The organism is Aminobacter sp. GW821-FHT11F06 (assembly GCF_058808215.1).
On sequence record NZ_JBXARL010000002.1, the window covers coordinates 72637 to 94929 of the forward strand.

The 22293-nt window shown below is 63.5% G+C and carries 16 protein-coding genes; 5 read left to right on the forward strand and 11 right to left on the reverse strand.

The genetic code is table 11. The annotated features are described in order from the left end of the window. Positions 1–2 precede the first annotated feature (2 nt). From AC1RTB_RS04780 to AC1RTB_RS04815, 8 genes are all read right to left on the reverse strand, one after another. On the reverse strand, positions 3–653 hold the full coding sequence (locus AC1RTB_RS04780) for a S24 family peptidase (RefSeq protein ID WP_492875225.1): 651 nt from the start codon (positions 651–653) through the stop codon (positions 3–5). A 131-nt stretch (positions 654–784) separates the two neighbouring features. After that, positions 785–1084: a hypothetical protein gene (locus AC1RTB_RS04785; RefSeq protein WP_492875227.1), complete on the reverse strand. Its 300-nt coding sequence runs from the start codon at positions 1082–1084 to the stop codon at positions 785–787. 105 nt (positions 1085–1189) lie between these two features. Continuing rightward, positions 1190–1735, reverse strand: coding sequence for a thioesterase family protein (locus AC1RTB_RS04790; RefSeq protein WP_492875229.1), 546 nt, complete (start codon positions 1733–1735; stop codon positions 1190–1192). Positions 1736–1741: 6 nt separating this feature from the next. Then, on the reverse strand, positions 1742–3964 hold the full coding sequence (locus AC1RTB_RS04795; RefSeq protein ID WP_492875231.1) for a 3-hydroxyacyl-CoA dehydrogenase NAD-binding domain-containing protein: 2223 nt from the start codon (positions 3962–3964) through the stop codon (positions 1742–1744). Between the two features lie 195 nt (positions 3965–4159). Next, positions 4160–5368, reverse strand: coding sequence for an acetyl-CoA C-acetyltransferase (locus AC1RTB_RS04800; RefSeq protein ID WP_492875233.1), 1209 nt, complete (start codon positions 5366–5368; stop codon positions 4160–4162). Positions 5369–5593: 225 nt separating this feature from the next. Next, entirely contained in the window at positions 5594–6763 is a 1170-nt protein-coding gene (locus tag AC1RTB_RS04805; protein ID WP_492875235.1) for an acyl-CoA dehydrogenase family protein, read from the reverse strand. A gap of 213 nt (positions 6764–6976) precedes the next feature. After that, the gene (locus AC1RTB_RS04810) at positions 6977–8773 is read right to left on the reverse strand and encodes an acyl-CoA dehydrogenase (protein WP_492875237.1); all 1797 of its coding nucleotides are present in this window, start codon (positions 8771–8773) and stop codon (positions 6977–6979) included. A gap of 633 nt (positions 8774–9406) precedes the next feature. Continuing rightward, positions 9407–9859 (reverse strand): MerR family transcriptional regulator, encoded by a 453-nt coding sequence (locus AC1RTB_RS04815; protein ID WP_492876316.1) that lies wholly within the window; start codon positions 9857–9859, stop codon positions 9407–9409. Between the two features lie 441 nt (positions 9860–10300). Here AC1RTB_RS04815 and AC1RTB_RS04820 point away from each other — a divergent pair, with 441 nt between their 5' ends. The 3 genes from AC1RTB_RS04820 to AC1RTB_RS04830 all read left to right on the forward strand — a co-directional run bounded on the left by AC1RTB_RS04820 (position 10301) and on the right by AC1RTB_RS04830 (position 15902). Continuing rightward, positions 10301–14020, forward strand: coding sequence for a peptidoglycan-binding protein (locus tag AC1RTB_RS04820; protein WP_492875239.1), 3720 nt, complete (start codon positions 10301–10303; stop codon positions 14018–14020). Positions 14021–14196: 176 nt separating this feature from the next. Further along, the gene (locus AC1RTB_RS04825) at positions 14197–15123 is read left to right on the forward strand and encodes a sulfite exporter TauE/SafE family protein (RefSeq protein ID WP_492875241.1); all 927 of its coding nucleotides are present in this window, start codon (positions 14197–14199) and stop codon (positions 15121–15123) included. After that, on the forward strand, positions 15120–15902 hold the full coding sequence (locus AC1RTB_RS04830) for a TIGR02186 family protein (protein WP_492875243.1): 783 nt from the start codon (positions 15120–15122) through the stop codon (positions 15900–15902). Before AC1RTB_RS04825 ends, AC1RTB_RS04830 begins: the two co-directional genes overlap by 4 nt. 437 nt (positions 15903–16339) lie before the next feature. Here the strand turns inward: AC1RTB_RS04830 and pdeM are convergent, their stop codons facing one another. Further along, positions 16340–17053 (reverse strand): ligase-associated DNA damage response endonuclease PdeM, encoded by a 714-nt coding sequence (gene pdeM / locus AC1RTB_RS04835; protein WP_492875245.1) that lies wholly within the window; start codon positions 17051–17053, stop codon positions 16340–16342. Beyond that, positions 17050–19551, reverse strand: coding sequence for a ligase-associated DNA damage response DEXH box helicase (locus AC1RTB_RS04840; RefSeq protein WP_492875247.1), 2502 nt, complete (start codon positions 19549–19551; stop codon positions 17050–17052). The genes pdeM and AC1RTB_RS04840 overlap by 4 nt, the downstream gene beginning before the upstream one ends. Positions 19552–19981: 430 nt before the next feature. Between AC1RTB_RS04840 and AC1RTB_RS04845 the strand changes: the two genes are divergently transcribed. Then, the gene (locus AC1RTB_RS04845) at positions 19982–20152 is read left to right on the forward strand and encodes a hypothetical protein (protein WP_492875249.1); all 171 of its coding nucleotides are present in this window, start codon (positions 19982–19984) and stop codon (positions 20150–20152) included. Here the strand turns inward: AC1RTB_RS04845 and AC1RTB_RS04850 are convergent. Next, positions 20149–21060 (reverse strand): class I SAM-dependent methyltransferase, encoded by a 912-nt coding sequence (locus tag AC1RTB_RS04850; RefSeq protein ID WP_492875251.1) that lies wholly within the window; start codon positions 21058–21060, stop codon positions 20149–20151. The genes AC1RTB_RS04845 and AC1RTB_RS04850 overlap by 4 nt on opposite strands. A gap of 84 nt (positions 21061–21144) precedes the next feature. On the opposite strand from AC1RTB_RS04850, the gene AC1RTB_RS04855 reads away from it, so the two are divergent. Beyond that, positions 21145–22155 carry a ligase-associated DNA damage response exonuclease gene (locus tag AC1RTB_RS04855; RefSeq protein ID WP_492875253.1) on the forward strand — a complete coding sequence of 337 codons (1011 nt, stop codon included), beginning with the start codon at positions 21145–21147 and terminating at the stop codon, positions 22153–22155. Positions 22156–22293 lie beyond the last annotated feature (138 nt).

Sequence of the window (22293 nt, forward strand, 5' to 3'; positions counted from 1 at the left end):
CCTTACTGGCTCGCCCAGACAATGCGCGCTATCCACTCGACCTCGCCGGTGTGGAAACGCCTGATGGGATGTTCGGGATTGAGCGACACCAGTTCGATGACGCCTTGTGTCTGGCGTTCGAGCACCTTGGCCATGACCTCGCCCGACATCGTCTTGACCACGACGCGGTCGCCCTTGCGCACCGCAGCGCCCGGTTCGACGATCAGCACATCGCCGTTGCGGTAGAGCGGCAGCATCGAGTCGCCCTGAACTTCAAGCGCATAGGAACTGTCGGTGGCGCGCGCCGGAAGCTCGATCAGCTCCCAGCCCTGCCCCGCCGGAAAACCGGCATCGTCGAAAAAGCCGCCTGCACCCGCCTGGGCGAAGCCGAGCAGCGGCACGCCCGTCTGCCTCTCCCTTGGCCTGGTCCTGACGGTTGTCTTCGCCGGTTCGACAAAACCCAGGAATTCCTCGAGCGAAGAATTGGTCGCATCGATGATCTTGGCGAGCGACTCGGTCGAGGGCCAGCGCGGCCGGCCGTCGACGGACTGGCGCTTGGATTTGTTGAACGCGGTCGAGTCGAGCCCGGCCTTCTTGGCGAGACCCGACGCCGAAAGCGAATAACGCTCGGCAAGAGCGTCGATCGCGGCCCAGACACGTTCATGCGAGAGCATGGCGCTCTCCTTGCGGACAGGAAAAAATACCTTTTTTAGTATTAACCACGCTGGCAGCGAATGTCCAGACGCGTCTCGCCCGCGCAGTCGCCTGCGCGGGCGATTTGACTTCCGATCCGCTCAGAGGAGGCTCACATCTTCTGCATCATCATCTTGAGGCCGGCCCTAAGGTCGTCGGCATTCATGACAGGCGTCATGTCGATCGCTGCATCGAAGCCGAAGAAAAACGGCTCGCAAATGCTGGGAATGGTGGTGACATCCTTGACGTCGACAAACACGAAGGCCGTGCGGTTGCCGTTGTCCAAGGTGAAGTAGGCAGCCTCCGGCTTGAGCTCGGAGAGCGATTTTTCCATGATGGCGGCCAGGCTGCCGTCCTTGATGGCGCGGTTTCCCTGGGTGGCGGGAATCGAGATCTTCAGCAGCATGCGCATGATAATCCTCCCGGTAAATGCCAACATTAGCACCTACTGATATTATCACTTGCACCTTGTCGGAGATAGCGAACAGGCGCTGCCCGTCGCGACTTCCCGCTGCATTCAGTCCTTCGTTTTCGCCAGTGTCCGCAGCCCCTTGTGCGAGGCGATGAAGATCTTCTCTTCAGCGCTCACCGGACGCGGCGTGGCATCGACGCCCAGTTCCCGCATGAGATCGCCGATCTCAACGAAACGCCTGTTGCCGCGATCATAGACACCGGCACTGGTCATGATCAGGGCTGCGGTCTCGCCATTGTCGAGCACGAAGCGATGCTTGCCGATCACCTCGGTGCCGTTCCAGGTCTCGATCGAGGACACCACCTCGAAGCGCTTCCACAGCCTGATCTCACGCACGAACACTGTCTGCAGTCCGCCCAGCATCGGCGCCCAGCCACGCTTGCGGGCAAGTTCGATCAGGCCCGAGCGCATGAAGATGTCGATGCGGCCGACATCGGCCAGCATCATGTAGCGCGCATTGTTGAGATGCATGTTGAAGTCGATGTCGGTCGGCAGGCAGCGGAACGACAGCCGGCCTTCATCGCCAAAGCGGTAAGGGCCGCGACGAGATTTCGTCGCGGCCATGCGAGCCAGTCTTGCCCAGACGTACATTCCCGATCAGGCCGCCTTCTTTTCCTCGACCTTGGCGTAAGGGTCGAAGCGCTGGTAGAAGGTCTCGCCCTTCTCGGCCATGTCAAGCAGCAGCTTGGGCGCCTTGAACTCGGCGCCGTATTTCTTCTGCAGGTCCTTGGCGATCTTGACGAATTTCTTGGCGCCGATGCCGTCGATGTAAGACAGCGCACCACCCGTGTAGGGCGCAAAGCCGAAGGCGAGGATCGAGCCGACATCCGCCTCGCGCGGGTCGGTGACGATGCCCTCTTCCATCACGCGCACCGCTTCGAGTGCGATGACCGACAGCAGGCGCTGCTTGATCTCCTCAACATCGACCCTCTCCGGAGCGAGCTGCGGATAGAGGTCCTTGAGGCCGGGCCACAGCTTCTTCTTGGCGGGCTTTGCCGGATAATCGTAGAAACCCTTGGTGTTCTTGCGGCCGAGGCGACCATGGGTGTCGACCATGGTGTTGATCAGCGCCATCTGGCGCGGATCGACGGCCTTTTCGCCGAGATCGCGGATCGTCTGCTTCATGATCTTCTGGGCGAGATCGACCGCAGTCTCGTCGGTCAGCGCCAGCGGGCCGACCGGCATGCCGGCAGCCTTGGCGGCGTTCTCGATCATCGCCGCCGGCACACCCTCGATCAGCATCTTGAAGGCTTCCGACATGTAGCGCAGCACGCAGCGGTTGACGTAGAAGCCGCGCGTGTCGTTGACGACGATCGGCGTCTTCTTGATCGCGCGGACGAAGTCCATCGCGGTGGCCAGCGCTTTGTCGCCTGTCTTCTTGCCCATGATGATCTCGACCAGCATCATCTTGTCGACGGGCGAGAAGAAGTGGATGCCGATGAAATTCTTCGGCCGCACCGAGTTCTTGGCAAGCGAGGTGATCGGAATGGTCGAGGTGTTGGAGGCAAACACGGCCGACGACTTCAGCACGGCCTCGGCCTTTTCGGTGGCGCTCTTCTTGACTTCGGAATCCTCGAACACGGCTTCGACGACGAGGTCACAGCCATTGAGATCGGCATAGTCGGCGGTCGGTGTGATCAGCGACAAAAGCTTGTCACGCTCTTCGGCCTTGGCGCGGCCCTTCTTGACCTGTTCGGAGATCAGGCTGTCGCAATGGGCCTTGCCCTTTTCGGCAGATTCCATGTCGCGGTCGAGCAGCACGACCGGAATGCCGGCCTTGGCTGTAACATAGGCAATGCCCGCGCCCATGAAGCCGGCACCCAGGATGCCGATCTTCTTGAACTTGGTATCAGCCACGCCGGCCGGGCGGCGCGCGCCCTTGTTCAGCTCCTGCAGCGACACGAACAGCGAGCGGATCATCGCCGCCGCTTCCCTGGTCTGCATGATCTCGGTGAAGTAGCGCTGCTCGATGCGAAGGCCGGTGTCGAACGGCACCAGCAGGCCCTCATAGACCGACTTCAGGATCGCGGTGGCAGCCGGATAGTTGCCATAGGTCTCGCGGCGCAGGATGGCGATTGCCGGTGGCCACAGATTGGCGCCCGCCGCCGAATAGACCGGACCGCCGGGCAGCTTGAAGCCTTTTTCATCCCACGGCTGAACCGGCTTCAGACCGCCGGCGATCATCCCCTTGGCCGCCTCGATCAGCTTGGCGGGTTCAACCACCGCGTGGATCAGGCCCATGCCCTTGGCCTTCTGCGGCGTCAGCGTCTGGCCCGAGGTCAGCATCTGCAAAGCCGACTGCGGATCGGTCAGCCTGGGCACGCGCTGGGTGCCGCCAGCGCCCGGGAAGATGCCGACCTTGACTTCCGGCAGGGCCATCTTGACCTTGTCGCTATCAGCAGCAACGCGGCCATGGCAGGCCAGCGACAGCTCAAACGCGCCGCCCATGCAGGTGCCGTTGATCGCCGAAACCCACGGTTTTCCCGAGGTCTCGAGCTTGCGCCACAAGGCGCCCATGCGGCCGGCATTGTCAAACAGGAGCTTCGCCGCCTTTTCCGGATCCTTGGCCTTTTCCTTGGCAAAGATCTTCAGCATCTTCTGCAGCATGGTGAGGTCAGCACCGCCGGAGAAGGTCTCCTTGCCCGAGGTGATGACAGCGCCCTTGATGCCGGCATCTGCCACCACCTGATCGATGATCTTGTCGAGCTCGTTCATCACCTCCTCGGTGAAAACATTCATCGAGCGGTCGGGCATGTTCCAGGTGACGAGTGCGATACCATCGGCATCAACGTCGACCGTGAAGTTGGTGTAATCAGCCATTGGAGAAGTTCCTCCTTGAAATCTGTTGCGTCAGCGGCAAGGCGCGACGGTGAAACTGCTGTCCTCTCCCCGTTTACGGGGAGAGGATGCCGGCAGGCAGGTGAGGGGCGGAATTGACCCTGCCAATCTTGGCGCTGCCCCTCATCCGGCCCTTCGGGCCACCTTCTCCCCGTAAACGGGGAGAAGGAAGAGGCGCTACACCCGTTCGATGATCGTTGCGGTGCCCATGCCCGCGCCGATGCACAGCGTTACAAGGGCGGTGTTGAGATCGCGGCGCTCCAGCTCGTCGAGCACGGTGCCCAGGATCATCGCCCCGGTCGCACCCAGCGGGTGGCCCATGGCAATCGCGCCGCCATTGACGTTGATCTTGTCGTGCGGGATCTCGAAGGCCTGCATGTAACGCAGCACCACCGAGGCGAAGGCCTCGTTGAGCTCGAACAGGTCGATGTCCGAGAGCTTCATCTTGGCGCGCTTGAGCAGCTTCTCGGTGACGTCCACGGGACCGGTCAGCATGATCGCCGGCTCGGAACCGATGTTGGAGAAGGCGCGGATACGCGCGCGCGGCTTGAGGCCCATGGTCTTGCCGGCCTTCTTGGAGCCGAGCAACACGGCCGCCGCGCCATCGACGATGCCGGACGAATTGCCGGCGTGGTGGACGTGATTGATCTCTTCGAGCTCGGGATAGCGCTGCACCGCGACCGCATCGAAGCCACCCATCTCGCCGGGAATGACAAAAGCCGGGTTGAGCTGGCCAAGCGACTGCATGTCGGTGGTCGGGCGCATGTGCTCGTCATGGTCGAGGATGGTCAGGCCGTTCTGGTCCTTGACCGGCACGACCGACTTCTTGAAGTAGCCCTTCTCCCACGCCTTGGCGGCGCGCTTCTGGCTCTCGACCGCATAGCCGTCGACGTCGTCGCGGGAGAAGCCATATTTGGTGGCGATCAGGTCGGCTGAGACGCCCTGCGGCATGAACCAGGCCGGCATGCCGACCGAGGGGTCCATGAACCAGGCTCCGCCCGACATGCCCATGCCGACGCGCGACATCGATTCCACGCCGCCGGCGATGACGATCTCGTCCGCACCTTGCGCGATCTTGGCAGCGCCAAAGTTGATGGCGTCGAGGCCGGAAGCGCAGAAGCGCGAGATCTGCATGCCCGGCGCCTTGTTATCATAGCCAGCCTCAAAGGCGGCCGAACGCGGGATCACCGAGCCTGCTTCGCCGACCGGATCGACACAGCCGAAGATGATATCGTCGACCTCGGCGGTATCGAGCCCGTTGCGGTCGCGCAGCGCTTCCAGCACCTTGGCGCCAAGGCGCACCGCCGGCACTTCGTGCAGCGATCCATCCTTCTTGCCCTTGCCGCGCGGCGTGCGCACGGCGTCATAGACAAAAGCGTCAGCCATTTTTCATCTCCTTTAAGGCCAAGTCAGGCGGGCTCATCCGCATGCTTCGCGTACATGGTCGACCCCCACTCCGTCTCGGCTTCGCCTCGACACCTCTCCCCCGTTCGACGGGGGAGAGGAAACGCTGCGGCTTGCGTCGACGCTACTCCAGCCTGGCCACCTCTCCCCCAGGCAGGGGGAGAGGTGGCCCGAAGGGCCGGAGTGGGGGTGGTTCAAACTTCCTGTCTACAAGCTCCTGGCAATGAGCAACTTCATGATCTCGTTGGTTCCGCCATAGATGCGCTGCACGCGCGCGTCGCGGTACATGCGGGCGATCGGGTATTCATTCATATAGCCATAGCCGCCAAACAATTGCAGGCATTCGTCGACGATCTTGCACTGCAGGTCCGACAGCCAATACTTGGCCATCGAAGCCGTTACCGGATCGAGCCCGCCGGAAATGTGACGGGCGACGCAGTCATTGTAGAAGACGCGCCCGATTGTCGCCTCGGTCTTGAGTTCGGCGAGCTTGAACTGGGTGTTCTGGAAGTCGAGGATCGCCTTGCCGAAGGCCTTGCGGTCCTTGACGTAGTCGATAGTTTCGGCCAGCGCGCGCTCGATCATGGCAATCGCGCCGGTGCCGATCTGCAGCCGTTCCTGCGGCAGCTGCTGCATCAGCTGGACGAAGCCCTGGCCTTCCTCGGAACCGAGCAGGTTCGAGGTCGGAACCCGCATGTCGTTGAAGAACAGCTCGGAAGTGTCGTTGGCTTTCAGGCCGATCTTGTCGAGGTTGCGCCCGCGTTCGAACCCTTCGACCTCGTCAGTCTCGACAACGATCAGCGACGTGCCCTTGGCGCCCTTCGACGGGTCGGTCTTGGTCACCACGATGATCAGATTGGCATGCTGCCCATTGGTGATGAAGGTCTTGGAACCGTTGATGCGGTAATGGTTGCCGTCCCGCTCGGCGCGCGTCTTGACGCCCTGAAGGTCGGAGCCCGCACCCGGCTCGGTCATGGCGATGGCGCCGATCAGCTCGCCGGTCGCCATCTTGGGCAACCACTTCTTCTTCTGCTCTTCCGAGCCGTAGTGGAGGATGTAGGGTGCTACGATCGAATTGTGGAGCGCGATGCCGAAGCCGTCGACGCCGACATGGCCGATCGCCTCGATGATGGCGCTCTCATGGGCGAAGGTGCCGCCCGAGCCGCCATACTCTTCCGGCATCGAGGCACAGAGCAGGCCGGCGGCACCGGCCTTTTCCCAGCTCGCGCGGTCGACCATCTCGTTCTTCTCGAACGCGTCGTAGTGCGGCAGGATTTCTTCCGACATGAAACGGTGCGCCATGTCGTAAAGCATCGCCACATCGTCCGCCGCCCAGGCGGGTTTGGGCAATGAAAGGACTTCGGCTGGGTTGATCATGCACTTCCTCCCAAAGACAACACCCGGTCACCCCCCTCTGCCCTGCCGGGCATCTCCCCCTCAAGGGGGGAGACTGGCAGCTTCAGCCACCGCGCCCGCCCTACAACTTTGCCGATTGGCGCAAGCCGTGATGACGGCCAATCTCCCCCCTTGAGGGGGAGATGCCCGGCAGGGCAGAGGGGGATGCCAAGCGCCAAATCAGCCTCCTTGGGCTCAGAACGCCTCCGCGGCGAGCGCCATCATCGTCGCCGAGCCGGTCGACAAGCGCGCCAGATGCGCCGAGGTCTCGGGCATGACGCGCTCCATGAAGTAGCGGCCGGTCACAAGCTTGGTCTCGTAGAACGAAGCCGAACCGTTGGCGCCGGTGGCAAGCTTGTCCTGCGCCGACTTGGCCATCCGGCCCCACATGTAGCCGAGCGCCACCAGGCCAAAGAGATGCATATAGTCGGTCGAAGCAGCACCGGCATTGTCCGGATTGGTCATGCCGTTCTGTACCAGCCACATGGTCGCTGCCTGCAAATCGTTGAGACCCTTTTTCAGCGACTTGGTGTAGGGCGCCATCTGCTCGTCGCCGCGATTGGCCTCGCAGAAGTCACCGACCTCCTTGAAGAAGGCCTGCACCGCGCGGCCGCCATTGAGGCCGAGTTTGCGGCCGACAAGGTCGAGCGCCTGCACGCCATTGGCGCCTTCGTAGATCATGGCGATGCGGGCATCGCGCACGAACTGGCTCATGCCATGCTCTTCGATGTAGCCGTGGCCGCCGAACACCTGCTGCGCCATCACGGCATGCTCGAAGCCCTTGTCGGTAAGCACGCCTTTGACGATCGGCGTCATCAGGCCCATGTGGTCGTCGGCCGACTGGCGTTCGCCAGCGTCCTCGGAGCGGTGAGCGATGTCGGAGTTGATCGCGGTCCACAGCAACAGCGCGCGACCGGCCTCGTTGAAGGCCTTCATCGTCATCAGCGCACGGCGGATGTCGGGGTGGACGATGATCGGATCGGCATTCTTGTCGGGCGCCTTCGCACCGGTCAGCGAACGGCCCTGGATGCGGTCCTTGGCGTAGGCGACGGCATTCTGGTAGGCGACCTCGGCAACGGCGAGCCCCTGCAGGCCGACGCCTAGACGCGCCTCGTTCATCATCGTGAACATCGCCTTCAGCCCGCCATTGGCCTCACCGAGCAGGAAGCCATGCGCCTCGTCATAATTCATGACGCAGGTCGAATTGCCATGGATGCCCATCTTCTCTTCGATCGAGCCGCAGGACACCGCGTTGCGTGTGCCGGGATTGCCCGAGGCGTCGAGATTGAATTTCGGCACGATGAACAGCGAGATGCCCTTCACGCCCTCCGGCGCGCCCTCGATGCGGGCCAGCACCAGATGGATGATGTTGTCCGACATGTCGTGTTCGCCGGCCGAGATGAAAATCTTCTGGCCGGAAATCTTGTAGGAGCCGTCGCCGTTCGGCACGGCCTTCGAGCGCAGCAGGCCAAGATCGGTGCCGCAATGCGGCTCGGTCAGGTTCATGGTGCCGGTCCAGGCACCCTCGACCATCCTGGGCAGCCATGTCGCCTTCTGCTCGTCGGAACCGTGGACGAGCACGGCGGCAATCGCGCCCTGGGTCAGGCCGGGATACATCATCAGCGCCATGTTGGCCGCCGACATATATTCGCCGACCGCCGAATGAACCGTATAGGGCAAGCCCTGGCCGCCATGTTCGGCAGGGACGGCCAAGCCCATCCAGCCGCCGTCGCGATACTGGTCGAACGCTTCCTTGAAGCCCTTCGGCGTGGTGACAGAGCCGTCGTCGTTGCGGACGCAGCCTTCCATGTCGCCGACGCGGTTGAGCGGATGCATGACGTTTTCGGCGAGCTTGGCGCCCTCGGCGAGGATCGCTTCGAGAACGTCGGGGCTGGCATCGGAGAAGCCGGCAAGATTGCTGTAGCGCTCATAGCCGAGCACATCGTTCAGCACAAAAAGCGTGTCTTGGACCGGCGCCCGGAATATCGGCATTGCTCTTCCTCCAGCAAATGTAAACCGGTTCCGGCCAGACGGTATGCGACGGGGAACCGCTTGTCGAATGGGCAGTAGCAAAAATTGACGTTTGCGTAAACGTCAATTTTTGTGAATCCGTCTTTCGTCGAAATTTTCGGTGTGTTCAAGGTGCTTTGGAGCACTTCGGAAGCGCAGGGTCTGCATCGACTCTACCCCGATACCTCACGGCATGGATTCCCGACACTCTCCGCTCGTTTCACTCGCTCACGAGGTCGGGAATGACGGATTGCAGGGTGTCGCCTCGGCAAACCTTCGACGTCAGGGTAGCAAGAACCGTACACGGTCATCGGTCATCATTGGCGGAAGCGGCCAACGGGACCCGTCATTCTCGACCTCGTGAGCGAGTGAAACGAGCGGAGAGTGTCGGGAATCCATGCCGTGACATCGGCGAGACCAAGGACGGTGGAGGAGCTGGCTCGCTGCGATCTTGGCCAAGCCTCCGCCGGAAGGCGGCAAGCCTACGTTCACTCTGCCGCACAGAAACGGACGTTGCGAGCGCACCCTGCGCCCAGCCCAATTCGCCCCCAAAACGCAAAACGACCCGGCGAAGTCTCCCTCGCCGGGTCGTTTTCAAAAGCAACAGCTTGATGCTCAGCTTGCGGCGCTGGCCTGCACGGTGGTGCGCTCGGCCAGCAACTGGCGGACAGTCGCCATGTGGTCGGTCAGCTCGCCGATCGCTTCGTCGAGCAGCTGGCGCTGCTTGTTGAGGCGGCCGAGCTGCTTGTCCGACTTGTCGAGCGTCAGGCGCAGCTGCTTGGCGTTGGTGCCTGTCGGATCGTAGAGGTCGATCATCTGCTTGACGTCGCGCAGCGAAAAGCCAACCTTCCTGCCCAGCAGGATCAGCTTCAGCCGCGCGCGGTCGCGACGGGTGTAAAGGCGCGTAGCACCCTCACGCTTGGGATTGAGCAACCCCTTGTCTTCGTAAAAGCGCAACGTCCGCAGCGTCACGCCATACTTCTTCGCCATCTCGCCAATGCGGACATAGTCCTCGCTGGAAAGATTGTTTTCATTGGCCGCAACGTCGGCGACCGACACAAGCTTCATCATCTTCTCTGCAATCCCCAATTGCGAGCACGGCGGCAGAGCCGGCCAGTGCTCTGATGGAAGCCGCAGGGGGCGGGGCTTCCGATCGTGGTTTCTATGTAAATGTTTCCCAAAGACGGCGATCTGCACACGTCTTACGTTTACGTAAATGCTATAACGATAGCGCCTACCCTACGCAAGGGAAATCTGGCCGATTTGGCCGCTGCGGCGGTTACACAACGTCGCAGTTTCTTAAGCTTGGTTAAGAGCTTGTTTACCACGTTGAGGGAAATGTACCCGTGTCGGTTCCCCCGTGGGCATCATGTATCGGATTGTTCACGGTTTCGGAAGGCGGCGAAAAGCCCAGGAAACCCAGTTCCGTGGCATCTCGCACCCTCCGTTCCCGGCAAGGATTTGAGACTTCTGGTTCTAGCACCAGCACTCTGACCAACGGGCGTTTCGATGAGCAACAAGCGGTCCTATCTCGACACCTTGAATGAAGGCAGGCAGCGCCGCCCGCATGCTTCGCTCGACCAGCTCAACCGTTCCCTGGAAAATCTCGAAGCGCGGCTCGAACGCACGCGCGAGGAAGCTGCCGAATCCTATCGCGCGCCGCAGCGCCAGGCGCCCCCGGCCGGCTACACGCCACGCGGCGAGTATGGCCGCAGCGCGCCCTACGAACGGCCCTATCAGACGATCGCGCGCGACATCGACCGCGCCCGCGGCCAGGAAGACGGCATCGCCGCAGCCGGCAAGATCGCCAACGAATTGCGCGCGCTGCGCGAAGAGATGCGCCACCAGATGACGTCTGGGCTGCAGCGCGAATTCGACCTGCTGCGCAAGGACATCGACCGCGCCAGCCAGGCCGGTGCCGCAGGCGCCCACGGTGTCGAACTCGGGCTTGAGCTGGAGCGGCTGTCGGGCGCCATCCACTCGCTCGTCGAACGCAGCGACGACAAGAGCGTCAACACGCTGCGCCTCGAACTCGAACAGGTCCGCCGCTCGCTCGGCGATCTGGCGCGCGAAGAGACAGTCCTTTCGGTCGACCGCCGCTGGGACGACTTCGACCGCCGCTGGACCGATTTTGCCGACCGCATGTCGACGGATGTGCGCCAGCGCCCGGCAGACCCGGCCCTTACGGCACTTGCCGGCCGTCTCGAACAGATCAACGACGCCGTCAACAACCTGCCCGAATCGCTGTCGCTGCGCTCTATCGAAGACAAGGTCCGCACCCTTGCCGGTGCCGTCGACCAGTTCGTGCGCCAGCGCGACAGCCATGGCGAGGAGATGTTCAGCCTCATCGACGAGCGCCTGGACGAGATCTCGCGCGCCATCGTCGCCTCGACGGTTGCCGCCCAGACACCGCATTTCAACCCCGAGCCGTTCGAGCGGCTTGAGGTGCGCATCGCAGCCCTTGCCCATCAGATCGAAGAGATCACCACCGAGCAGCCGACGGCCGAGATCATCGAGTGCCTCAACGTGCTCTCCAATCGTGTCGACGACATTGCCGCGCGCAGCGAGGTCCCCGAGCAGGCCGTCGAGCGCCTCGGCCGGCAGATCTCGCTGATCGCCGACAAGATCGAACGCACGCCCGCAGCACCTGATGCCGGTCTCATCTTCCAGGGTATCGAGCAGCGCTTCGACGCGCTCGCCCAGGTGTTCGAGCGACGCCAGGGCGACGCCTTCGAACATGGCAATGTGCTGTTTCGCGATCTCGAACGCCGTCTCGAAGATTTAGGCGAACGTCTCGACCGACAGGCGGCCCAGCCGGTCGCCGACCAGTCTGGCATCATGGAAGCCATCGACGCGCGCTTCACCGCTTTTGCCCAGCGGCTGGAGACCAACCGCACCGACCCTGCCAACGAGCTTGCGATGCGCGGGCTCGAAGCCCGCCTCGAAGACATTTCCGGGCGCCTCGAAATGTCGGCAGCGCAGGTGTCGAGCATCGACCCGGGCTTGATCCGCAGCCTGGAAGCCCAGGTCAGCGAATTGTCGGGCCATCTCGCGCGTCCCGGCGCGCCGCTGCCCGAGTTCGAAGACATCCGCCCGCGCATCGACGAGATCGAACGCGCGATCGCCGGCAACCACCACGCCCTTGTCGAAGCTGCCCGCCAGGCCGCCGAGAATGCGGTGCGTTCCTTCTCCGGTTCGACCACCGAAACCGCCGCCGTCGCGGGACTTGCGCAGGACCTCAAGGCGCTGGAAACGCTGACCCGCCGCTCCGACGAGCGCAACGGCAAGACCTTCGAGGCGATCCACGACACGCTGCTGAAGATCGTCGACCGGCTCGGTTCGCTTGAACCCAGCGAACCGGCACCTGTCGAGGCGCCTGCTTCCGTCGCCGAATTGTTGTCGACCACCATACTGTCGCCGGCGCCGAAACTGGCGCTCAGCGAAACGCCGGCGCTCGATTCGGAAGCACCAGCGCCGCTGCCCGAGGCCAACGCCACCTTTGGCCGCCGCTCCGATCATGCCGAGCATCCGGTCCAGGGCGATCGCCCGACCCGCAGCCCGGCCCAGGCAGCCGCAGAAGCGGCCGCTGCGGTGGCTGCCCTCGACGGCGTCCGCATGGACAAGAAAGAGCCGCCGGCCAGGACCTCGATGCTCGGCGGCCTTGCGCGCGCTTTCGCCAGCAAGAAGGCCAGGCAGGAGCCCGTCGCTTCAGAAGCTGCCGAGCCCGTCGTCGAGACGCCTTCGCCAAGCGTCATGCTCGATGCGCCGCTTGACCCCAAGATCGCCAACCGTCCGCTGGAGCCGGGCTCGGGCGCGCCCGACCTCAACGCCATCATGCGCCGTGTCCGCGACGAGCGTGGCGAAACCGTGCGTGCCAACGAGCCCGACGCGGCGAAGTCTGATTTCATCGCAGCTGCCCGACGCGCCGCTCAGGCAGCCGCCGCCGAGGCGGATTCGCTCAAGCGCAATTCCGACTTCAAGGGCCCGGTGCGCGCGCTGCGCATCGGTGATCTCATCAAGTCCCGCCGCAAGTCGGTGCTGATGGCCGTCGGCGCGGTGATGCTGGCGCTCGCCGGCATGCAGCTCGGCAAGGCATTCCTCAACGACCCTGTCGAGACGGCAAGCGTCACCGTTGCGCCCTCGTCGGCTCAGCCGGTCCAGGTCGCGGCAACGGCGCCCGCCAAGCCCATCGAGACAAATGCCGCTCCGGTTCGCAATGTCGACAAGCCCGAAGTCGCCCAGAGCCCGAATGTCGAGCCCGGCATGATGGCCGACGCGGCCATGGACATGCCACCCGCCGATACAGCGCTCGACCATGGCAGCACGCAGTCCATTCCAGCGCAGCCGATCGTGACCGAGGCGATCAAGCCAACGCCGACACCTGCTGGCCTCATGGCCGAAGCTGTCGGTCCGGCGCCACTGCGCGATGCGGCCAATGCCGGCGACGCCAAGGCGCTGTTTGAGATCGGTTCGCGCTACGCCGAAGCCCGCGGCACCAATGCGGATATGAAAGCCGCGGCCCAGTGGTACGAAAAATCGGCCGAACTCGGCTTCGCGCCGGCGCAGTACCGCATCGGCAACATGTACGAGAAGGGCCTCGGCGTCGAGCTCGACGCCGTCAAGGCCAAGACCTGGTACCAGCTCGCCGCTGCCCAGGGCAACGCCAGCGCCATGCACAATCTGGCGGTGCTGCTTGCCATGGGTGCCGACGGCACCGTCGACAACGACTCGGCCAACCGCTGGTTCGTCAGCGCCGCCGAACTCGGCGTCAAGGACAGCCAGTTCAATCTCGGCATCCTCGCCGCCAAGGGCGTCGGCATGAAGCAGGATCTCGAAGAATCCTACAAATGGTTCGCGCTGGTCGCCAAGCAGGGCGACAACGACGCGGCATCCAAGCGCGACGAAATCGCCAAGGCGCTCACCCCCGAGCAGCTCAAGCGGGCCAAGGAGACGACAGCACTGTGGCAGCCCAAGGCACTGGACCCCGCTTCCAACTCAGTTGCGGTTCCCGCCGCATGGCAAGACGCGCCGGTCAAGGTCGACATGAAGAAGGCCGTGCACAACATCCAGGCGATACTCAGCAAAAATGGCTACGAGGTCGGCAAACCCGACGGCATGATGGGCCAGAAGACCAAGGACGCCATTGCCGCCTTCCAGAAGGACAACGCCATGAAGCCGACCGGCGAGGTCGATGGCCCATTGGTCGAGGCTTTGCTGGCACGCAAATAATTCACCATCACCAGTTTTCTGCAGCCCGCCTTTACCGGCGGGTTAACTGATTGAGTTATTTTTCGTTTTGTGCTCGGCGAAGTTTGACTTCGCCGCAATGTCGGCGCAAGTACCCGGTAGCCAACAAGCTCCCAGGGATGGGCGTCGGCAACAATTCATTTTGCAGAGACTGACGGGTGGGCATCTATCTCCCGATTGCGGAAATGTCGGTCAATGTGTTCGTGCTCCTGGCAATGGGCGCGGCGGTCGGCTTCCTGTCGGGCATGTTCGGGGTCGGCGGCGGCTTCCTCATCACCCCGCTTCTGATCTTCTACAACATCCCCCCTGCCATCGCGGTTGCCACCGGCGCCAACCAGGTCATCGCCGCATCCTTTTCCGGCGCGCTCGCCCATCTCAAGCGCGGCACGCTCGACTTCAAGTTAGGCACCATACTGCTTATCGGCGGCATTGCCGGCTCGGCCGCCGGCGCCTTCGTCTTTGCGCTGCTGCGCGCCATCGGCCAGCTAGACCTGTTCATCTCGCTGCTTTACGTCGTCTTTTTGGGCACCGTCGGCGGACTGATGCTGATTGAAAGCGTCAACGCGCTGCGGCTGACCAAGGGCGGGGTGCCCCCGGCGCTGAAGAAATCGGGCCAGCACAACTGGATCCACCGCCTGCCCTTCAAGATGCGCTTCCGCACCTCGAAGCTGTTCGTCTCCGTCATCCCCGTGCTCGGCATCGGTGCCGGCATTGGTTTTCTGTCCGCCATCATGGGCGTCGGCGGCGGCTTCATCATGGTTCCGGCGCTGATCTACCTGCTCAAGGTGCCGACCAATGTCGTGGTCGGGACCTCGCTGTTCCAGATCGTCGTCGTTTCAGCCTTCACCACGCTGGTGCACTCGACCACCAACCAGACAGTCGACATCGTGCTCGCTTTGGTGCTGATGATCGGCGGCGTCGCCGGTGCGCAATACGGCGCCAAGGCAGGCCAGAAACTGCGCGGCGAACAGCTGCGCGCCTTGCTGGCACTGCTGGTTCTGGCGGTCGCCTTGCGGCTCGGCTTCGACCTGTTCGTCAGGCCCCAGAACCTCTATTCGCTGACCGGCGTGAGCGGGCTGATATGATGCGGGCGGCACTGCTTGCAGCCCTGCTCCTGACTGCCGCCCTTCCGGCGCGCGCCCAGGAAGCGGCGCACCCCGAAAGCATCCAGATCGGTCTATCGACCGACCGCGTCGCCATAACGGCCAATTTCGGCGGTGCCGATCTCACCATCTTCGGCGCACTCGAAAACACCGATCCGCTGATCAACCGCCAGGGCCGCTACGACGTCTATGTCGTGCTCGAAGGCCCGGCGCGACCGGTAGTCGTGCGCCGCAAGAGCCGCGTGCTCGGCATGTGGATCAACACCCAGTCCGAAACCTTCACCAATGTGCCGATGTCTTATTCGGTGGCGACAACGCGTCAGCCCCAGGACATCACCGATCCCAACAACTACCGGCAGCTGTCACTCGGCGCGACCAACATCTACATGGAACCCGAAGACAAGCGCGACAGCCCGCTGACCATCCAGGAATTCACCGACGCGCTGCGTGAACGCAAGCAGGCGATGGGGCTCTACAGCGACAACATCGGCGGCGTGCAGTTCCTATCGCAAAGCCTGTTCCGCGCCACGCTGCACCTCGCCCCCAACGTGCCGGTCGGCACCCACAAGGCGCGCGCCTTCCTGTTCCGCAACGGCCTGTTCATCAAGGAAACCTCGGCCCAGCTGGCCATCGTCAAGTCGGGCTTCGAGCAAACCATCTACCGCTTCGCCACCGACCACGGCTTCGGCTACGGCCTGTTCGCCATCGGCCTCGCCATGTTCACCGGCTGGCTCGGAAGGATCGTGTTCCGGAAGGATTGAGCGGCGGTGTGGACGGCTCCGGTTCTGGCGGCCTCGCCGTCACGGCTCTTGCCCTGATGTGTCCTGCGAGCAGCTTGACCTTCCACGCCACTGCTTGATCGCCTATGCGAAAGCCAATCCTGCACCGTAACCGGTGTCGTCACCGTTACGGCATAGGTTCCCGACACTCTCCGCTCGCTTTGCTCGCTCACGAGGTCGGGAATGACGGATCGTGGGGAGCGCTTCCGCCAATCTCCAATCTCTGTGACTGGCGGAAACGATGCGACTGACTGAAACAATGCCCCTGAGGCAAGGTTGAAGGTTGGCCGAGGCGACCGCTGTAATCCGTCATTCCCGACCTCGTGAGCGAGTGAAGCGAGCGGAGAGTGTCGGGAATCTATGCCGTGACGTCAAAGGACTTGGCGATAGCACAGGCGCGGCCAGCGAAAACCAGCTACTTAATCCGGCCGAAGCAACGCTCCAGCAATCGGATAAACCCTGCTCGTGCCGATCATGTAGGCGGTCGGCGCGCCGCTGCGGAACATGCCCTTGTAGGCACGGTCGAGCACATTGAGCGAACCGGTGAACGAGCCGAAGGCCGGCATCACCAGCCTGCAACCATCACCGGCAAAACAGCGCCGCCTGACCGATCGCCCGCGCTGGACGATGCGCGCGCAAGGATGAAGATGCCCCGCCACTTCGCCCTCGGCGTGGCCCTTCGACGGCTCATGGCGAAACACCAGTCCGCCGACGGCAAGTTCCTGCACGGTCTCGCCAGGCAGATCGTCGGGCGCGTCGGGGTCGTGGTTGCCGGCGACCCAGAACCAGTCGCGGCCCTTCATCATGCCGGTCAGGCTGTCGCGGAACGGGTCCGGCAGGCGCGCGGCACCTTCGCCATCATGAAAGCTGTCGCCGAGGCTTATGATGATCTTCGGCGCGTAATCCTCGACGACCGAGGCGAGGCGCAAAAGCGTTGCCGCCGTGTCGTAGGGCGGGATCAGCCGGCCACGACGGGCAAAGGACGAACCCTTTTCGAGATGCAGGTCCGAGACGACGAGAAGGTCGAGCTCTGGAAAGTGCAAGGCACCGCGCTGGTCGCAGACCGCGCGCACGCCAGATATGGCGATCGTCTCGCAACCAGCCCTACCCAAATCACGCGCGGCAATGTTCATGCGCTTCCCATCGCCTCTTCGATCAGGTCCGCCGCCTCGAGCAGCAGCGTGTCGTTGGCCTCGCCATTAACCGGTTCCCTGCCGATTTCCAGCATGATCGGCACCGCCAGCGGCGAGATCTGGTCGAGCATCTTATGGACGATTCGCCCGCGAATGCGCGAGAGCATCTCGGCCAGCCTCCTGACATCGAGCAGCCCGCTCGCCGCATCCGCACGCGTCGCCTTGAGCAGGATGTGGTCGGGCTCATGGCTGCGCAAGACGTCATAAATGAGGTCGGCCGACACAGTCACCTGCCGCCCGCTCTTTTCCTGACCGGGGAAACGTTTTTCGATCAAACCCGAAATGACCGCGCAATTGCGGAAGGTGCGCTTGAGCAGCCAGCTGTCGGCGAGCCAAGCTTCCAGGTCGTCGCCCAGCATGTCTTCGTCGAACAGCTCGGCAAGCGAGGGTTTTTTCGCCTTGAACATTTGGCCAAGATCGCCAAGCGCCCAAATGGCCAGCGAATAGTCGGTGGCGACAAAACCCAGCGGCCGCGCGCCTGCGCGCTCCAGCCGTCGGGTCAAAAGCATGCCCAGTGTCTGGTGCGCCAACCGGCCTTCGAAGGGATAGGCGACCATGTAGTGGCGCTCGCCACGCGGAAAGGTCTCGATCAAAAGGTCCTCGCGCTTCGGCAGGATCGATTTCATCTGCTGCATGCGCAGCCAGTCCGACACCTGATCGGGCAGCGCCTTCCAGCGCGCGGGGTCGGCCAGCATGCCGCGCACCTGTTCCGCAAGATAGGTCGACAGCGGAAACTTGCCGCCGGCATAAGACGGCACCAGCACATTGCCGCCGCCCCCTGTCGAGACGTAACACTCGTTTTCGCGGATGCCTTCGAAGCGCAGCACCTTGCCGGCGAAGATGAACATGTCGCCGATCGACAGTGTTTCGACGAAATACTCCTCGATCTTGCCGAGCACCGGTCCGCCGCGCAAGGCAAGCGACTGAGCGCTGCCGGCACCGGACTTGCCCTTGGCGCGGGTAAAGCGGACATTCAGCATCGGTGCTTCGATGATGGTGCCGACGTTGAGCCGATATTGCTGGGCGACGCGCGGATGCGACACCCGCCAGGTGCCGTCCTTGGTCAGGCGGATGCGGGCGTAGCGCTCATAGGTTCGCAGCGCATAGCCGCCGGTGGCGACAAAATCGACGACGCGGTCGAAGGTGTCGCGGTCAAGCGCTGAATAAGGTGCCGCCCCCGTCACCTCGTCAAACAGCTCGTCGGCGCGAAAAGGCGCGCCGCACGCGCAACCCAGCACATGCTGGGCCAAGACGTCGAGCGCGCCCTCGATCAGCGGCGGGGTGTCCTGCGCGCCGAGATAGTTGGCCTCCAATGCCGCACGGCACTCCAGCACCTCGAAGCGGTTGGCCGGCACCAGGATCGCCTTGCTCGGCTCGTCCATGCGGTGGTTGGCGCGGCCGATGCGCTGGGCAAGCCGGCTCGCGCCTTTCGGCGCGCCGACATGGACGACGAGATCGACATCGCCCCAGTCGATGCCGAGATCGAGCGTCGAGGTCGCCACCACAGCCCTCAGCGCATTGTCGGCCATCGCCTTTTCGACGCGGCGGCGCTGGCCGACGTCGAGCGAGCCGTGATGCAACGCGATCGGCAGATTGTGGTCGTTGATCCGCCACAGCTCCTGAAACAGCAATTCGGCCTGGCTGCGCGTGTTGACGAATAAAAGCGTCGTGCGGTGCTTGCGGATCGCCTCATAGACATCGGGAATGGCGTAACGCGCCGAATGGCCCGACCACGGCACGTGCTCCTCGGAATCGAGGATCGATATCTCCGGCTTGGCGCCACCCGACACCGTGATCAGCTCGGCCATCTCGCCTGCAGGGTTCTGGTTGACCAGCCAGCGCCGCAACTCGTCCGGCTCGGCTACCGTCGCCGACAGGCCGATCGCCTGGAGATCGGGCACGAAGGTCCGCAGCCGCGCCAACCCGAGCGACAGCAGGTGTCCGCGTTTGGAGGTCACCAGCGAATGCAGCTCGTCGAGCACGATGTAGCGCAGGTCGGAGAAGAAGCGCTCGGCGTCAGGCGAGGCGATCAGCAGCGCCAGTTGCTCGGGTGTTGTCAAAAGGATTTCGGGCGGCGACAGTTTTTGCCGCGTGCGCTTGTGCGCCGGCGTGTCGCCGGTACGCGTTTCCATCGTGATCGGCAGGCCGATCTCGCTCACCGGCTTGCCCAGATTGCGCTCGATGTCGACGGCAAGCGCCTTGAGCGGCGAGATGTAGAGCGTGTGCACGCCGCGCAGCATCTCACCTGGCCGGCGTTGCGGACGGGTGGCGAGGTCGGTCAGCGACGGCAGGAAACCGGCCAGCGTCTTGCCAGCGCCTGTGGGGGCGATCAGCAGCACCGAATTGCCCTGCTGGGCTGTGGCCAGCAAATCGAGCTGATGCGCACGCGGCGACCAGCCGCGCTCGGCGAACCATCGCAAGAATGGTTCCGGCAGCATGGCAGCAGTCGTACTCGGCTCCAGTCTCGCTTGGCTCGTCACGCCACAGACCTAACGCGGGCATGCGGCAACGCCAAGCGGAATCTGGAACAAAAAGGGATCATTTAAGGAGCGCCGTGGGACAATCTTGAAGATCGCATTCCGTCCCACCCCCCTCTGGCCTGCCGGCCATCTCCCCCACAAGGAGGGAGATCACGCCGTCATGGACGCCGGCCATAGCCACCAACCTTGCAAGAGGCCGACCACCTGCCCACAATCAAAATTGTCGCGACCTCCCAGGATGGGCACCGCCGTGGACGCGACTAATCTCCCTCCTTGTGGGGGAGATGGCCGGCAGGCCAGAGGGGGGTGCGAAGGATCACGACCTAACGGACTTGCAACCCCCGAGCCGCCGTATCAAATGCGACCAACCGAACCTAGAGCAGCCCGCATGACCGACATCGCCTCACACGAAGCCCGTATCGCTGAACTTGAAAAGCTCGTTCGCGAGCTTCAGGCCCAGTTGGAAGCCGTCCAGAAACAAATGGGCATCAGCGCCAAGCCGGCGGAAAAGCCGTTGCGCTCGCGCGGCATGTTCGGCAGCCCGAGCAGCAGCCGCTAGGCCACCCGCTCCGTCACCACGATCAGCCCCTCGACCGGCTCGCGGCGGTCCTGCCGGATCACGGCGCGCTCCAGCGACACCAGCCTCAGACCGGCGGCCGCAATCAGGCCGTGCACATAGGCTTCGGAATGGGCATAGCGGCGCGAGGCCTGCAACTCAAAGGCGCCCTCGCCCGTGAACCGCTCGACCGAAAAGGCAAACAGCCCACCCAGCGCCAGCATTTTCATGACGCTCGCAAACACCCTGTCGAGCCCGCCGAGATACATGAACACATCGGCGGCGGTGATCAGGTCGGCGCTGTCGCCGTCTGGCTGGAATTCCTGCAAGTCGGCCTTGCCAAGCCGGTCATAGACGCCCTTGTCGCGTGCCTTTCGCAGCATCTCGGTGGAGATATCATAGCCGTCGAGCCGCTTTGCCACCGGCCTCAGCTTCACGCCCATCAAGCCGGTGCCGCAGCCGAGATCGATGACATGGTCGAACGCCGTCCTCCCGGTCGCAGCTATCGCTGCCGTCAGCAGTTCCGGCACGCGATAATGCAAGGTCTCGACCAGCGCATGATCGAACTTGTCGGCATAATGATCGAACAAGGTTTCGACAAAGGCGCTCGGCGGGCTGTCGCAGACAGGTCCCGCCCCGATCAGCTGCAGCTTGAGCGCAGCCCCTGGCCTATCCGCCGGTTCGAGCTTCAGCGACATGCGCCAGGCTTCGGCTGCGGTGTCGAGCGCGCCGGCCGCTTCCTGCATCTCGCCGAGGCGAAACCAGCCCATCGCCCATTTCGGCGCGATCTCCAGCGCCCCCAGCATCAGCTCGGCTGCGGCGGCATGATCGCCCGAGCCAAACAGCATTTCGGCATAGTCCGCGCGCCGGTCGGCAAGCAGGTCGTTGGAAGAGAGCTGCAACAGCGTCAAGCGCGGCATCCACAATGAGGAGAGTGGCGCGCATTACTGCCAAAGCGGCCTTCCACGCAAGCGCCAAATGCCTATCTTGGAACAATGCGCGCCAGCGACCTGCTTCATCCCCGCCCCGAGGGGCTTTATTGCCCGCCCGGCGATTTCTACATCGACCCGGTGCGCGCGGTGGAGCGCGCGCTCATTACCCATGGCCATTCCGACCATGCCCGGCCCGGCCACGCCAAGGTGCTGGCGACGCAACAGACGCTCGACATCATGGCCATCCGCTGCGGACCGGGCTTTGCAGGTGCAACGCAGGCGATGGCGTTCGGCGAGAAAATCAAGCTCGGCGACGTCAGGGTCTCGTTTCATCCCGCCGGCCATGTGCTCGGCTCGGCTCAGATATCTGTCGAGCACAACGGCATGCGCATCGTCGCATCGGGCGACTACAAGCGCGCCAAGGATCCCACCTGCGCGCCGTTCGAGGTCGTACCTTGCGATGTCTTCATCTCGGAGGCGACCTTCGCGCTGCCGGTGTTCCGCCATCCCGACGCGTCGGACGAGATCGGCCGCTTGCTCAAATCGGTGCAGCAGTTTCCCGAGCGCGCGCATCTCGTCGGCGCCTATGCGCTGGGCAAGGCGCAACGCGTCATGCGCCTGCTGCGCGACCAGGGCTACGACAAGCCGATCTACATCCACGGCGCGATTGCTCGGCTCAGCGAATATTACGAGAGCCAGGGGATAGCGCTCGGCGACCTGCAGCCGGCAACCGTCGAGGATGGCGACAAGCGCGATTTCGCCGGTGCGATCATAGTCGCACCCTCATCGAGTTTCGCCGACCGCTGGGCGCGGCGCTTTCCCGACCCGCTCGCTTGTTTCGCCTCGGGCTGGATGCGCATCCGCCAGCGCGCCAAGCAAGGCGGCGTCGAGCTGCCGCTGATCATCTCCGACCATTCCGACTGGGACGAGCTGACCCAAACGATCAAGGATACCGGCGCCGGCGAGGTCTGGGTCACCCACGGCCGCGAGGAAGCGCTGGTGCGCTGGTGCGAACTCAACGGGATTTCAGCCCGGCCGCTGCATCTCGTCGGCTATGAGGATGAGGGGGATTGAGGATGATTGACATCGCACTCCTTCGCGCCCCCCTCTGTCCTACCCGGCGTGTCAGGACTGTGAGGTTTGCGGGACAGCGCCCCCCTCTGTCCTGCCGGACATCTCCCCCACAAGGGGGGAGATCAGCCGTCATCACGG

Excerpts from the sequence above, each read along its gene's own strand:
- AC1RTB_RS04815 (WP_492876316.1), bottom strand. The coding sequence starts at position 9,859 with ATGAAGCTTGTGTCGGTCGCCGACGTTGCGGCCAATGAAAACAATCTT.
- AC1RTB_RS04840 (WP_492875247.1), bottom strand. The coding sequence starts at position 19,551 with ATGCTGCCGGAACCATTCTTGCGATGGTTCGCCGAGCGCGGCTGGTCG.
- AC1RTB_RS04820 (WP_492875239.1), top strand. The coding sequence starts at position 10,301 with ATGAGCAACAAGCGGTCCTATCTCGACACCTTGAATGAAGGCAGGCAG.
- AC1RTB_RS04830 (WP_492875243.1), top strand. The coding sequence starts at position 15,120 with ATGATGCGGGCGGCACTGCTTGCAGCCCTGCTCCTGACTGCCGCCCTT.
- AC1RTB_RS04795 (WP_492875231.1), bottom strand. The coding sequence starts at position 3,964 with ATGGCTGATTACACCAACTTCACGGTCGACGTTGATGCCGATGGTATC.
- AC1RTB_RS04780 (WP_492875225.1), bottom strand. The coding sequence starts at position 653 with ATGCTCTCGCATGAACGTGTCTGGGCCGCGATCGACGCTCTTGCCGAG.
- AC1RTB_RS04805 (WP_492875235.1), bottom strand. The coding sequence starts at position 6,763 with ATGATCAACCCAGCCGAAGTCCTTTCATTGCCCAAACCCGCCTGGGCG.
- AC1RTB_RS04855 (WP_492875253.1), top strand. The coding sequence starts at position 21,145 with ATGCGCGCCAGCGACCTGCTTCATCCCCGCCCCGAGGGGCTTTATTGC.
- AC1RTB_RS04845 (WP_492875249.1), top strand. The coding sequence starts at position 19,982 with ATGACCGACATCGCCTCACACGAAGCCCGTATCGCTGAACTTGAAAAG.
- AC1RTB_RS04790 (WP_492875229.1), bottom strand. The coding sequence starts at position 1,735 with ATGTACGTCTGGGCAAGACTGGCTCGCATGGCCGCGACGAAATCTCGT.
- AC1RTB_RS04800 (WP_492875233.1), bottom strand. The coding sequence starts at position 5,368 with ATGGCTGACGCTTTTGTCTATGACGCCGTGCGCACGCCGCGCGGCAAG.
- AC1RTB_RS04810 (WP_492875237.1), bottom strand. The coding sequence starts at position 8,773 with ATGCCGATATTCCGGGCGCCGGTCCAAGACACGCTTTTTGTGCTGAAC.
- AC1RTB_RS04785 (WP_492875227.1), bottom strand. The coding sequence starts at position 1,084 with ATGCGCATGCTGCTGAAGATCTCGATTCCCGCCACCCAGGGAAACCGC.
- pdeM (WP_492875245.1), bottom strand. The coding sequence starts at position 17,053 with ATGAACATTGCCGCGCGTGATTTGGGTAGGGCTGGTTGCGAGACGATC.